The following is a 13,729-nucleotide window of genomic DNA, read 5'->3' on the forward strand; positions in this document are numbered from 1 at the left end:
TATTTGTGCTATCTGTATTATATATAATAATACAAAAAGAGTTGGAAAGCAAGGAATTTAGAGTAAATGGTTGTTTCTGTTTAAAGAGAAGCATATAATGAAGAAGAACGTAAAATGAAAGGACGATGAAAATATGACAGCAATTGAACCAAAATTAACAGAGAAATTCCATCAAGATTTCTTGAACAATAATAAACAAAATGCCTTACAACGTAGTGTAGTAAAAAATGGTATCAGCGCTTCAGGTGAATCTGTACAAGGAGCCGTGAATAACGTACCCGTCTTTTCAGTCGACTTAGCTACTGGAAAAGTAGCCAATCAAAAACAAAGCGGTCGCTGCTGGATGTTTGCGGCGTTAAATACATTTAGACATAGAATGTTAAATGCGTTTCAATTAAAAGATTTTGAATTATCACAAAACTATACATTTTTCTGGGATAAATATGAAAAATCAAATTATTTCTATGAAAATATTATTGCAACAGCCGATCAACCGTTGACTAGTCGTAAAGTGGCCTTTTTATTAGCGACACCACAACAAGATGGTGGGCAATGGGATATGATCGTTTCAATTTTTGATAAATATGGCGTAGTGCCTAAAACGGCAATGCCTGAAAGCAGCAATAGTTCCAATTCACGTGATTTAAACAACTATTTAAATAAAAAATTACGCAAAGATGCAACAATTTTACGTAGTTTAATTGAAAAAGGCGCTTCTGCTGAAGAAGTCCAAAAAAACAAAGAAGCAATGTTACAAGAAATTTATAATTTCTTAGCAATCTCTTTAGGAACACCGCCAGAAACCTTTGATTTTGAATACCGTGACGAAGAAAAAAATTATCATTTGGATCAAAATCTAACACCGCAAACATTCTTTGAAAAATACGTTGGCGTTAATTTACATGATTATGTAAGTATTATTAATGCTCCTACAGAAGATAAACCCTTCAACAAAACATACACTGTTGAAATGTTAGGGAATGTTGTCGGCGGCAAAGAAGTTAAATATTTAAATGTAGAAATGGCTGCTTTCAAAAAATTAGCTGCTGCACAATTGGAACAAGGCGAATCTGTTTGGTTTGGTTGTGATGTCGGACAATCTTCAACACGTGACACAGGAATTATGGCATTAGACGTTTACGATATGAACGATCTTTTTGATATTGATTTTACGATGACTAAAGCAGAACGTTTAGACTTTGGTGAAAGCTTAATGACACACGCCATGGTTTTAACAGGTGTTGATATCGTTGATGGTCAAACAACAAAATGGAAAGTGGAAAACAGCTGGGGCGAAAAAGTCGGTGAAAATGGCTTCTTCGTTATGAGCGATGCGTGGATGGACGAGTACACTTATCAAATCGTTGTGCACAAAGATTTATTAACTGATGAACAGAAAAAAGCTTGGGAACAAGCGCCAACTGTTTTGGCACCTTGGGATCCAATGGGCGCATTAGCATAAAACAGAAAAAGAAGGCCCTCGCCGTCATGGCGGGGCCTTCTTTTTACGTTGGGCGGCGAACTTCACGGATTTCGCCCAATGTTGTATAATCATTGCCTGCTAAACGAGCAATCGGTTGGAGTTTTTCAGGTAAAATGTACTGATGTTCTTCATCGAAAACGGCTGAATCAAAATAGAAATCGGTAATTTCTACAATGAATAAATCCGTAATAATTTGACCTTCATGGTTAGCAATAGGTACATATTGATGTAAGCGAGCTTCCATCCGAATCGGCGCGGCTTTGATTGCTGGAACAGCAACAGTCTGGCTGGCAATGGTTTCAATACCGAATGTGTCAATTTCACTGATCTCTGCTGCTAAAGGTGCCGAAGTCTGATTCATTTGAGTAAGAACGTCTTCGTTAACGAAATGGATGACAAGTTCTTTAGTAGCCAAGATGTTTCGTGCCGTATCTTTAGGCGCTTTGTCTGGTCGTAAAATGGATAACGTTGCTAAAGGAATTTCAGCTGCCGCTGCATTAAAGAAACTAAAGGGAGCAGCGTTGACGACACCTGTAGCTGTATCTTGTGTTGTAACCCAAGCGATTGGCCGAGGAATAATACTTCCTGATAAAAATTTATACGCTGTTTTTGCAGATAACTCGTTACTATTGTAATGAATCATAGGAGCCTCCTAGAAAAAATACTAATTTCTTTGAACATTCGCATCTGAAGTATCGAAAGGACGCACAAATTCTTCAATCCCTGCCCGTTTTGGTTCTAAAAATGGCGGTAATGATAATTTTTCGCCAGCGTGTTCATAGGTTTCATCCTCTAAAAATCCAGGACCATCGGTTGCCAGTTCAAATAAAACATGTGTTGCTGCCAAGAAATATTCAGATTTAAAGTAAAAACGTTCCACAAAGCCAGAATTAGGAAATTCCAAACGATTAATTTTTTCAATCCAGAAACGTAGTGCTTCCTCATCGGCAACGCGCAAGGCTAAGTGATGGACATTGCCGTAGCCTTCTTGAGCCGCTGGCAAATCTTCCCGATGCTCTACGATGATGCTGGCACCATTCCCACCTTCGCCAACTTCAAATAAATGGAAACTACCTTCAGCATCAATCAATTTGAACCCTAAAACTTCAGTTAAAACTAGTTGCAGATGTTCGTAATTTTCGACAGTTACAAAGGCTGGTCCTAAGCCGATTAAAGCATGTTCACTAGGGACGTTAGATTTTTTCCAAGGCGTGCCGGCTGCAACACCTTGGTTCTTTTCATCAGAAATAAGTTGGTAACGTTGATTGTCAAAGTCTTCAAATTCTAAATACTTTTTACCAAAACGTTCTTGAATTTCTCCATGATCAATTGCATATTCATTAAAGCGTGATACCCAGTAATCCAAAGCAGCATCATCTTTTACACGGAAGGAAGTACGAGAAATTGTATTGGTTCCTTTGGTTCCTTTAGGTAAGCCTGGAAAGTCAAAGAAAGTCATATCTGTTCCGGGAGAGCCGGCATCATCAGCAAAAAATAAATGATATGTTTCAATATCGTCTTGGTTAACAGTCTTTTTAATTAAACGTAGACCTAAAATATCGGTGAAAAAGTGATAAATTTTTTCAGCACTTGAAGTCATGGCAGTGACGTGGTGTAAACCTAAAATTTGTGTATTCATAATAAAAATCCTCCTAAAAGAAAAATAATTTTTTAATTAATTAACTTACTAAAAGTAAGTTTAAATGATTAGTCCTAAAAATGCAAAAGAAATGTCTCGAATTCGAACTATTATTTTTTAGTTGATTTTTTAAAAAAATAAGAATATAATAGCCTGAGATATTTTAATACATAAACTTTCGTAAACATCGCCGGATGCTTGCGACTAAAGTGTTAATGAACAGTTCTTAGGCCATAGCTGAACTGTTTGTTGGCACTTTTTTTGTTTGGAAGGGAAGGAAAACAAGATGAGTAAAGCTTGGTTAAAAGTTATTTTTGGCGCTTTTTGTGAAGTGATTTGGGTCATTGGCATGAAGCATAGTACAACATGGTGGGAGATTTTAGGGACAGTAATCGCAATCTTTATCAGTTTCTATGCGCTGATTAAAGCAGGAGAGGAATTGCCAGTTGGCACAGCCTATGCTGTATTTGTCGGCTTAGGTAGTGCTGGAACTATTGTAACAGATCATTTTTTATTCCACACGCCTTTGGGTATAGGAAAAGTTCTTTTTCTGTTGCTGTTATTAATAGGTGTAATTGGCTTAAAAATGGTAACTGGAAATAAAGAGGAGGAAACAAGATGAGTTGGTTATACTTAGTTATTGCAGGCTGTTTTGAAATCTTTGGCGTAGGTTCAATTAAATTATTTACAACAAAAAAAGACTTACGTTCATTGTTAATTTTAATTCTAGCGTTTAGTGGTAGTTTCTTATTCTTATATTTAGGGATGAGACAATTGCCGATGGGCGTTTCTTATGCAGTTTGGACAGGAATTGGTACAGCAGGAGGCGCTATTTTAGGAATGCTCTTAGGTGAATCAAAAGACCCACGCCGGATATTTTTTATTTTTTTAATCATTGTTTCTGTGATTGGTTTAAAATTAATTGGTTAGAAAGCGAGAGAACATTGTTTGGATTATTGAAAGACAGGTGAGTAAAATTTAAAAAGAGACAGAACCAAATGCGGTGTTCTGTCTCAAAATAGCTTTTATTTTACAAGGTTACTATAACGTGTCGCAAATTCATTGTTGTAGGACTTGCCGTTGACATCTTGACCAACGTCCCAATTTGCAGACCAAGTCATTAAGCCACGGATAGGATTACCGTCTTTTGCTAACTGATCAAAAGTTTTGGCTACAGGGGTAGCCTCAACGACATAGCCGCTACCAGCAGCATCCCGATTTGCTGGTAAACCAAGGACTAATTTATCGTTTGGTATCTGTAGATAGCCGCGCGTGCCATGGATTAATGAATCAGACATATAATAGAGGAACTCGTATTTTAGAGCATCGTTGCTTTGAGCAACCCAAGTCATAATTTCATCAACCCAGACACCGTCGCCGCCTTGGTTATATAATTGTGGGGCAATGTAATCATAATAACCATTTAGGGAAGTAATGTATGTTTCATAAGCGGCACCAGGTTTTAAATAAGGGAATTCTGGCGCCATCGTAATGATGAAATTTTTTCCTTGTGCTCGATAATGGTCTTTGACTATTTTCAACGCAGCAGGGATGACGGTTTGGTTGTCGCCAGCAGTAATCGCTAATTGCTCTAAGTCGATGTCTAAACCATCAAAGCCGTATGTTTCCACTTGACGAATGATTTCATTCGCAAAGGCTTGTTCATCGCCTTTGACTAATTGGATATGTGCATCTGCTCCACCAAGTGCCAATAAAACTGCGCGACCTTGACTATTTAATTGTGCGACTTCTTGTCGGAAGGCAGTGTCTGTTTGGTTATAAGGCTTGAACGTAGGAATCCGTGTCGTGCCATCGCTTTTCATGAAGGAAACCGGTACGACATTGTAGGCTTGATTTACTTCTGAAAGGTTCAGTGATGCTGATGTTCCTTGTTTGTAACCATCGCGTCCTTTTGAGGCCCAGTTATTCCAATATCCAACCAACACTTTTTTGCCAGAGATATCTACCATCGTATCCGCAGCATCTGCAGAAGCTTGAGTAGGCGTTAACCACAAGCCAACTGCAACGGTTGAAAGAAGGAGAAAAGCAGGAATTATTTTTTTTAGCTTCATTTTTTGAGAACTCCTTTAATTTAGTTTAAGATGTGAGTATTTTTACTGAATGTTCACATCAATCGCTTGGTAAAAGGCGTTCACCGTATCACCAATGCCCCAGACAGCGTAAATGACATGATACCCTTTGCGGTCTGTCGGAATATTAATTGTTTGTTTAACAACTTTATTAGGAACTTCTTGTTTGCCGTCAATTGAAGCAATTTTGTCGAAGTTTTTAATGTCTAATGGTTGATTGGGATTCCAGCCATTTTTAGTAATATAGTAATCCCAAGAAGCAGTTCTATGTTGGGCAGTTAAGTTCCAAGTGATGTCAAGGGGACCTGTTGTAATGTTTGTTTTGTGCCAACGAGTAGCTGTTTGTTCATCCAAAGGTTCAAAACCTGAGACACCTGCACTGGCTAATTTACCAGTAATAAACGTATTTTTGGGCGCTTCGATACTTTGAGGTTCCCATTGTGCACGACCAACATTTGTATTTAAGTTACCACCAGCAGAACTACCAAAGAAAGCACGACTTCCAGGACTTGCTACGTAACCGTGAGCCTCCGAAACAGTAGGGGCCAATGCAGCGCCACCTAAAACAAAACTAAAAGCCAGGACGATTGTTAATAAACTCTTTTTCACGAAAAAAACCTCCTAAAAAATTATTTTGTATGCGCTTACAGATAGGAATATAACATAATAATCTTTCGGATACAAATAATAAGAAATGTTATTTTTAAAAATAAAACAATATTTTTTAAGTAATATTAAGAATGTTTTTAAATAATATAAATAATAGTGTTTTTCAAAGTTTTGTTAATTTTTCATTCGGAATCGCAATTGAAGAAATCACGTGGTATACTTTTAAGAAGAAACAATGACACGAAAGTAGCCATTGGAAAAAGGAGATTATTTCGTGGGAAAAAAACATACATCCTCTTATGAAGTTGCCTACTATGACGGCGATTTTACTGGTGCAATGAAGATACCGGCTTTGTTAGCGGTTGTCATTAAAGTATCAGAAGAACAAACAGAATTACTAGGAAGAGATGCGGCTTATGTCGCTCAATTTGGTCTAGGCTGGGTCATCACCAATTATGAAATAGAGATTCACAGCTTACCAAAAGTTGGTGAAAAAGTAGCAATTACAACGCAAGCTATGAGTTATAACAAATATTTTTGTTATCGTAACTTTTGGGTTCATGATGAAGAAGGCAATGAATGTGTCTTTGTGAAATCAACCTTTGTCTTAATGGATCAAAAAAATCGGAAAATCAGTAGTGTGTTACCAGAAATTATTGCACCTTTTGATTCTGAAAAAATCACTAAAATTTATCGCCATGAAAAAATTGAAAAAGTCACAGAGGGGAACTTTTTACCTTATCGTGTGCGTTTTTTTGATATTGATGGCAATCAACATGTTAATAATGCGATTTACTTTAATTGGTTATTGGATGTGTTAGGGTATGACTTTTTGACAACGCATCAACCGAAAAAAATTCTTGTGAAATTTGATAAAGAAGTAGAATATGGCCAAGAAGTCGAAAGTCATTACGAAATTGTCGAACAAGAAAATCAGTTGAAAACGCGCCATGAGATTCGGATTGATGGTCAAACCTATTGTGAAGCGAATATCGATTGGACCAACTAAGTTGAGAGGACGGTTTAGAAAAATAAAAAGTTACGCAGAGGAGGAAGGACATGATTCGCTTAGGATTAACATCTTTTAGTGAACACGACTATTTAACTGGAAAAAAACGGGCCACGCTTTATGAATATGCCAGTCATTTACCGCTAGTTGAAATGGACACGGCGTATTACGGGATTCCTCCCAAAGAACGAGTAGCTGAATGGGTCAAAGCAGTTCCCGAAAACTTTCGCTTTGTCATGAAAGTTTATAGTGGAATCAGTTGTCAAGGTGAGTGGCAGACCTATTATGCAAGTGAAGAAGAAATGATCACCGCCTTTTTAGAAAGTATGGCCCCATTAATTGAAAGTAAAAAATTATTTGCCTTTCTGGTACAATTTTCAGGAACATTTGGTTGTACGAAAGAAAATGTCGCTTACTTGCAAAAAATTCGTCACTGGTTTAAAGACCTACCTATCGCCATTGAATTACGAAATAATTCATGGTATCAACCAAACTTTGTAAAACAAATGTTGCAATTTATGAAAGAAAATCAATTTTCACTTGTGATTGTAGATGAACCGCAGATTCCTACGAATCCAGTGCCCTTTTATCCTTATGTAACGAATCCTAATCTCGTGCTCTTCCGGTTTCACGGACGTAATGCGGCTGGCTGGTTAGCCAATGATGCAGAGTGGCGAAAAAAAAGAACCCTTTATCATTATAATACGCAGGAAATCGCTGATTTAAGCGAAGCTGTTTTAAAAATGTCGCAAGAAGCCAAAGAAGTGGGCGTAATTTTTAATAATAATTCTGGCGGCGATGCCGCAGAAAACGCTCTACAGATGCAAAAAGTCTTGAATTTGAGTTACGATGATTTGAATCCAAAACAATTAGATTTATTTTGAGAAAGAAGGTAGCTGAATGTCTGAAAAGCAATCCCCTTATGAAATGGCTTGTGCATTCCACGAGGTTTTTAATCCACAACAACCAGAGCAACCAACTGCTTTTTCGCCGGAGTTAGCCAGTCGACGAGCAGAGTTTAAAGTTGAAGAACTTGTAGAATTTTTATATAGTGCTGCTGATAATGACCAAGTACTTTTTCAACAATTGGTCAACGGATTAAAAAAATCTGTCGATAAAGCAGAGCAGAAAGTCTTGGCGAAAGGCAAACCAGTATCTGATCCTTTAGTGGAGGAAGTGGATGCACTAGTCGATTTATTGTATTTTACTTATGGTTCGTTTTGCTTAATGGGCGTCAATCCAACAAAAATTATTGAAATCGTTCATCAAGCCAATATGGGGAAATTATTTCCAGATGGGCAGCCACATTATGATCCGGAAACAAATAAAGTATTAAAACCTGAAAATTGGGAACAAGATTTTGCGCCAGAAGCTAAAATTAAAGCGGAAATTCAACGCCAATTGAAAATTACTGAGACCAATGAAAAAGACGAATGAGAAAACTCATTCGTCTTTTTCATTAATCATGGAAGAACGTCCGATATAACGCTTTGATGGCTTTTTCTTCTTGTTCTTTTTTGATACCAAACATAATACTTACTTCCGAAGATCCTTGGTTAATCATTTCTAAGTTGATTTTTTCTTTGGCTAACGCCATTGTACTTTCAGCAGTAACCCCAATTCGTTGGCGCATGCCTTCCCCGACAATCATAATCATAGAAAGGTGATGCGTGATGCGTAACTCATCAGGCGCTAAAACTTCTTGGAGTTGAGCCATCAGTCGATTTTCAATTTCAGTTGTTAACTGGTCTTCTCTTAAAACAATCGTGATGTCATCAATTCCTGAGGGCATATGCTCATAGCTCAAGGCTAATTTTTCTAGTACTTCTAAGAGCCGTCGCCCAAAACCTAATTCTCTATTCATTAAATACTTACTAATGTAAATACTTGCGAACCCTTGATCACTAGCAATTCCTACAACAGGAGCATGCTTCACTTTGCGAGAGGTGGTAATTAGGGTGCCAGGATGATGTGGGTTGTTGGTATTTTTGATAACGACTGGAATATTTGCGCGATAGGCAGGCATTAAGGCTTCGTCGTGGAGGACGGCAAAGCCTGCATAAGCTAACTCCCGCATTTCTCTGTAGGTCAATTCTTGAATCGTTTGAGGCTGTTCAATAATTCCAGGATGGGCGACATAAATTCCGTCCACATCGGTAAAGTTTTCATACAAATCTGCTTGAACACCTGCGGCAACAATGGACCCTGTGATATCGGAACCGCCACGAGAAAAAGTACAAATTTCGCCGGCTTCTGTATAACCAAAGAAACCTGGAATAACCAAGATTTGTTGAGTCTCACGATAGACACTAATTTTCTCTAAAGCTTTTGGTAAAATGCGGGCATTGCCTGGCTCAGGTGTCACTAGGAGACCTAATTCTTTTGGACTAATGTAGCGAGCATCTAAGCCATTTTGCTTGAAAAAACTGGCAACAACTTTGGCATTATTGTCCTCACCGCTAGCTAAAAAATAGTCAAATAAAAAAGCATTGTTTTCTTTTGGTAAAGTGGCTAATTGGCTAATCGAAATAGCAATATCAGCTAAAACTGCTTTATCCAAGTGTAATTCATCAAAAAGATCTTCATAACGACGAATGATGGCAGAGATTGTCGATTCAATTTCCTCATTATTTAAGTAGCGCTGATAGTATTGAATCAATAAATCAGTCACTTTAATATCTTGCGGGGTTCGCTTTCCAGGAGCGGATACAACGACAAACGTTCGGCGCGGCTCTTCCTTGACGATTTGTAAGACTTTCTGTAACTGTGGTGCTGATGCTAGCGAGCTACCGCCGAATTTAACTACGTTCACGTTTATCACTCCTGTTTTTAATTATTTTCTCATTTGTAGATTAGTAAAAGGATACCGAAAAACATTTAGAAAAGCAACCACTTATTTTCAGAAAGTTAGGAAATCATGAAAATATTTGTTCTTCATTTTTCCTTAAAATTTTGTTAAACTGTAAAGATATGAGTCGTAACGAAGGAGTTAAATAGTATGACAGAATCCAAAACTGCCATTATTTTTGATATGGACGGTGTCCTAGTAGATAGCGAAGCTTATTATTATGAGCGACGTAAAGCATTTTTAGCGGAATTTGATTTGACCATTGAGGGCCTAACCTTGCCAGAATTAGTCGGTGCGGATATGCGTTCATTATGGCAAAAGATTGAACAAGTCAACAAAAAAGAGCTAGATATTGCTTTTTTAAATGAACAATACATAGCCTATAAAAAAGCGCATCCGATAGATTATTTAGCTGTGCTTGATGAAAATGCGAAACGTGTTTTACAATTTTTAAAAAGACAAGGCTATAAAATCGGATTAGCTTCTTCTTCCACAAAAGACGCAATTGAAGAGGTTTTGACAGTGGGGCAATTAAGTAGTTATTTTGATGCGGTCGTGAGTGGGGAAGATTTCGAAGAAAGTAAACCGGCGCCGGATATTTATCTGCACACGTTACAAGAATTAGCTGTTGCGCCACAGGAATGTATAGCCATTGAAGATTCAGAAAAAGGCATTGCCTCTGCCAAAGAAGCTGGGCTAGAAGTTTGGGCTATGCGCGATGAACACTTTGGGATGGATCAAAGTCAAGCGGATGCCTTCTTAACACAACTAAGTGATATTTGTAAAAAAATTAGTGAAAATCGGATCGATGAAAGCAGTGAATCAACCCCTTCGTAAGAAGATCGCGGGTTTTCTTAAAAAAGTTTGTTATAACTAGTGAATGAATATACAGTTTGTGCTATAATTTTCTATAGGTATTTCTGCAAGAATGCCCTTTTTCAAGGGTCAGGAACAATAGATAACCGTGTGAAGAGAACAAACAACCTTTCTTTTATTATAGAAAAATTATCGGAGGAGCCAAAATGAAGAATAATTGGATTATCATTTTAGTACTAGTAATCGTTATTATTGCTGCGGTGCTATACTTAATTGGTTATTTTATGCGCAAAAAAAATCAAGAACAATTAGATGAATTAGAAGTTCGTAAAGAAGCCCTGTTTGACTTGCCAGTCTTTGAAGAAATCGATGATATTAAAAAAATGCATCTAGTTGGACAGAGTCAAAATAGTTTCCGTGAATGGAATCAACGTTGGGTAGAACTATCGACGCGTTCTTTCGCCGAACTAGAGAGTCAAATTTATGAAGTCGAAAATCAAAATGAAATTTTCCGTTTCATGAAAGCGAAGAAAGCAGTCGTGGAAGCGAATGAAACGATGACCGAAATGGAAGCCGAAGTGGAAGTCATTCGTAATGGCTTGAAAGAATTACGTGAAAGTGAAGAGCGCAATTCATTAGAAGTTCAAAAAGCTTTGGATGTCTATGAAGAATTAAGTAAATCACTAAAAGATGATAAAGCTAGCTTTGGTCCAGCTTACTCCGAAATCCAAAAACAATTAAGAAACGTCGAAATTGAATTCACACAATTTGTCACACTAAATACATCGGGGGACCCAATTGAGGCTCGAGAAGTCCTAGAAGATGCGGAACGTCATACGTATGAATTGGAAGACTTAATGAAACGGATTCCACCAATGTATGAAGAATTAAATGAAACTTTCCCAGATCAATTAAAAGAAATCGAAGAAGGCTACAACCAATTATTAGCTGACGATTATGTGTTCCCTGAACAAAACTTTGCTGAAGAAATTCAACATGCGAAAAAACGTGTCGAGAATTCAATGGCTGATTTAGAGAAAACAGAGATTGCTGCAGTAGAGGTCGCAAATCGCGACACAGCAACGGCGATTGATGCATTATATGAAGTGATGGAACGTGAAATTGAAGCGAAGAAATATGTCGTAACCAATCAAAAAATTATTGACGATTATATTTCTCATTCCTTAAAAAATAACCGTCAATTAATGATTGAATTGGACCATGTATCACAAAGCTACACCTTAAACAACAACGAGCTAGGACGTAGTCGTGGTTTCCAAACGGAAATTGAAGAAATTATCCGCCGTCAAAAAGACTTGGAACCTCGAATGAAAGAACATACCGTTCCTTACTCTGAAATTCAAGCGTTCTATAAAGAATGCTATAAGATTTTAGATGATATTGAAAATCAACAATTAGAAATTGATGCTTCATTGAAAGAACTAAGAAAAGGCGAAAAAGTCGCCCAAGAAAAAGTAGACGAATACGAATTCCGTTTACGGAGTATCAAACGATATGTTGAAAAGCAACGATTACCAGGTTTGTCTGCTGATTACTTAGAATTTTTCTATGTGGCAACGGATCGAATTGAAGATTTAAGCCGAGCCTTAAATAAAATGCGCATTAACATGGATGAAATCAATCGTTTATGTGACTTATGCGAAGATGATTTAGAGTTATTAGATAAGAAAACAAAAGATTTAGTCAATGCAGCAGCTCTGACAGAACAAATGATGCAATATGCAAACCGCTATCGTCATACTCACGAGACCATCCGAGCGGCTTTAGATAAAAGCATGTATTTATTCTCGACAGAATTCCGTTATCAAGATGCATTAGATGAAATTGGAACGGCATTGGAAGCTGTTGAGCCAGGGGCGTTCAAACGAATCGAAGATTTTTATTTTAAAAATATCAATAACCCTAATTTAACAGCAATTTAATTAAACAATCACTAAACAGAGGTTTGTCGACAGACAAGCCTCTGTTTTTTATGGCGTGGGGGTGACTTGAAGTGATACTTTAGAAAGTATATAATGGGAAAGAATTTTAAAAAAGAAGGGTGACAAATGATTTATTTTGATAATAGTGCAACTACACCGATTTACCCCCAGGCTTTAGATACATATGTAAAAACCAGTCAGCGGATTATTGGCAATCCGTCTAGTCTGCATGACTTAGGCAGCCAAGCGAATCGGCTCTTACAACAAGCACGGAAGCAGATTGCGGAGCTAATCAATGTTTCAGCAAATGAAATCTATTTTACAAGTGGCGGAACTGAAGGAGATAACTGGGTTTTAAAAGGAACGGCAATCGAAAAACGAGAATTTGGTAATCATATTATTATTTCTGCAGTGGAACATCCAGCAGTTACAGAAACAGCGGAACAATTAGTCGAACTAGGTTTTGAACTTTCTTATGCGCCAGTGGATAAAGAAGGTCGTGTAAAAGTCGAGGAACTACAGAAATTAATTAGAAAAGAAACGATTTTGGTTTCTGTTATGGCAGTGAACAATGAAGTGGGAACGATTCAACCAATTAAAGAAATCAGCGAGGTTTTAGCGGAGTTTTCTAAAATTCATTTTCATGTAGACGCGGTTCAAGCAATTGGGAAAGTTAATTACTCAGAGTGGTTAACGGATCGGGTGGATTTTGCAACGTTTTCTGCACATAAATTTCATGGACCACGAGGCATTGGTTTTATGTATTGGAAACAAGGAAAACGTTTAGCGCCGCTTTTAACAGGAGGCGGGCAAGAAAACAACCAACGCAGTGGGACAGAAAACGTACCAGCAATTGTGGCAATGGCCAAAGCGTTACGCTTGCATTTAGAGAACGAACAACAACGGCCGCAACATGTGGCGACATTACGGAGTTATTTACTAAAGGCGCTAGAAGAATTTCAAAATGTGACTGTTTTTTCACAAGATAATGAACATTTTGCGCCACACATTTTATGTTTTGCTTTGAAAGGGATTCGTGGCGAAGTGCTGGTCCATGCATTGGAAGAAAAACAGATTTATATTTCGACTACGAGTGCTTGTTCTAGCCGGAAAAAAATGGCTAGCAGCACCTTGTATGCCATGCATGTGCCTGGGGAATTAGCGACTTCCGCTGTGCGCATTAGTTTAGATGAAAGCAATACAATGGCAGAAATTGAACAATTTATGATTGTTTTCAACCAACTTTATCAAAAATTTTCTCGTGTAAATTAATAAAAAAATAAGTCGGAGCC

The 13,729-nt window shown here is 37.6% G+C and carries 14 protein-coding genes; 9 read left to right on the forward strand and 5 right to left on the reverse strand.

Going from position 1 to position 13,729, the window contains the following annotated elements; genetic code table 11:
- Positions 1 to 133: 133 nt before the first annotated feature.
- Positions 134 to 1,462: an aminopeptidase C gene (locus IGI63_RS11065; RefSeq protein WP_002358357.1), complete on the forward strand. Its 1,329-nt coding sequence runs from the start codon at positions 134 to 136 to the stop codon at positions 1,460 to 1,462.
- Positions 1,463 to 1,505: 43 nt separating this feature from the next.
- On the opposite strand, the gene IGI63_RS11070 is transcribed toward IGI63_RS11065, so the two are convergent.
- Together IGI63_RS11070 and IGI63_RS11075 are read right to left on the reverse strand one after the other, a co-directional pair.
- A complete protein-coding gene (locus IGI63_RS11070) occupies positions 1,506 to 2,126 on the reverse strand; it encodes a flavin reductase family protein (RefSeq protein ID WP_002361147.1) in 621 nt (206 codons plus the stop codon).
- 21 nt (positions 2,127 to 2,147) lie between these two features.
- Complete coding sequence (locus IGI63_RS11075) at positions 2,148 to 3,122, reverse strand: ring-cleaving dioxygenase (RefSeq protein ID WP_002355221.1); 975 nt, start codon at positions 3,120 to 3,122, stop codon at positions 2,148 to 2,150.
- A 265-nt stretch (positions 3,123 to 3,387) separates the two neighbouring features.
- Between IGI63_RS11075 and IGI63_RS11080 the strand changes: the two genes are divergently transcribed.
- Entirely contained in the window at positions 3,388 to 3,744 is a 357-nt protein-coding gene (locus IGI63_RS11080; protein ID WP_002386054.1) for a DMT family transporter, read from the forward strand.
- Positions 3,741 to 4,052: a DMT family transporter gene (locus IGI63_RS11085; protein ID WP_002361148.1), complete on the forward strand. Its 312-nt coding sequence runs from the start codon at positions 3,741 to 3,743 to the stop codon at positions 4,050 to 4,052. Before IGI63_RS11080 ends, IGI63_RS11085 begins: the two co-directional genes overlap by 4 nt.
- Positions 4,053 to 4,147: 95 nt before the next feature.
- Here the strand turns inward: IGI63_RS11085 and IGI63_RS11090 are convergent, their stop codons facing one another.
- A complete protein-coding gene (locus IGI63_RS11090) occupies positions 4,148 to 5,194 on the reverse strand; it encodes a glycosyl hydrolase family 18 protein (RefSeq protein WP_429975799.1) in 1,047 nt (348 codons plus the stop codon).
- Positions 5,195 to 5,236: 42 nt separating this feature from the next.
- On the reverse strand, positions 5,237 to 5,821 hold the full coding sequence (locus tag IGI63_RS11095) for a lytic polysaccharide monooxygenase (protein WP_002355225.1): 585 nt from the start codon (positions 5,819 to 5,821) through the stop codon (positions 5,237 to 5,239).
- A 274-nt stretch (positions 5,822 to 6,095) separates the two neighbouring features.
- On the opposite strand from IGI63_RS11095, the gene IGI63_RS11100 reads away from it, so the two are divergent.
- The 3 genes from IGI63_RS11100 to IGI63_RS11110 are packed head-to-tail and all read left to right on the forward strand — an operon-like array spanning position 6,096 to position 8,267.
- Positions 6,096 to 6,830 (forward strand): acyl-ACP thioesterase domain-containing protein, encoded by a 735-nt coding sequence (locus IGI63_RS11100; RefSeq protein WP_429975800.1) that lies wholly within the window; start codon positions 6,096 to 6,098, stop codon positions 6,828 to 6,830.
- 50 nt (positions 6,831 to 6,880) lie between these two features.
- Entirely contained in the window at positions 6,881 to 7,714 is an 834-nt protein-coding gene (locus IGI63_RS11105; protein ID WP_002358361.1) for a DUF72 domain-containing protein, read from the forward strand.
- Positions 7,715 to 7,730: 16 nt separating this feature from the next.
- Positions 7,731 to 8,267, forward strand: a complete 537-nt coding sequence (locus IGI63_RS11110) for a haloacid dehalogenase (protein ID WP_002355230.1) — start codon at positions 7,731 to 7,733, stop codon at positions 8,265 to 8,267.
- Positions 8,268 to 8,289: 22 nt separating this feature from the next.
- Here the strand turns inward: IGI63_RS11110 and IGI63_RS11115 are convergent, their stop codons facing one another.
- Positions 8,290 to 9,642 carry an aspartate kinase gene (locus tag IGI63_RS11115; RefSeq protein WP_429975801.1) on the reverse strand — a complete coding sequence of 451 codons (1,353 nt, stop codon included), beginning with the start codon at positions 9,640 to 9,642 and terminating at the stop codon, positions 8,290 to 8,292.
- 186 nt (positions 9,643 to 9,828) lie between these two features.
- On the opposite strand from IGI63_RS11115, the gene IGI63_RS11120 reads away from it, so the two are divergent.
- The 3 genes from IGI63_RS11120 to IGI63_RS11130 all read left to right on the forward strand — a co-directional run bounded on the left by IGI63_RS11120 (position 9,829) and on the right by IGI63_RS11130 (position 13,709).
- Positions 9,829 to 10,515 (forward strand): HAD family hydrolase, encoded by a 687-nt coding sequence (locus tag IGI63_RS11120; RefSeq protein ID WP_002355232.1) that lies wholly within the window; start codon positions 9,829 to 9,831, stop codon positions 10,513 to 10,515.
- A 185-nt stretch (positions 10,516 to 10,700) separates the two neighbouring features.
- Complete coding sequence (gene ezrA, locus IGI63_RS11125) at positions 10,701 to 12,437, forward strand: septation ring formation regulator EzrA (RefSeq protein ID WP_002385382.1); 1,737 nt, start codon at positions 10,701 to 10,703, stop codon at positions 12,435 to 12,437.
- 126 nt (positions 12,438 to 12,563) lie between these two features.
- Entirely contained in the window at positions 12,564 to 13,709 is a 1,146-nt protein-coding gene (locus IGI63_RS11130; RefSeq protein WP_429975802.1) for a cysteine desulfurase family protein, read from the forward strand.
- The last annotated feature ends 20 nt before the right edge of the window (positions 13,710 to 13,729 follow it).

The sequence above is a fragment of the Enterococcus sp. DIV0086 genome (assembly GCF_050498705.1).
In the GTDB taxonomy this organism is placed as follows: domain Bacteria; phylum Bacillota; class Bacilli; order Lactobacillales; family Enterococcaceae; genus Enterococcus; species Enterococcus faecalis.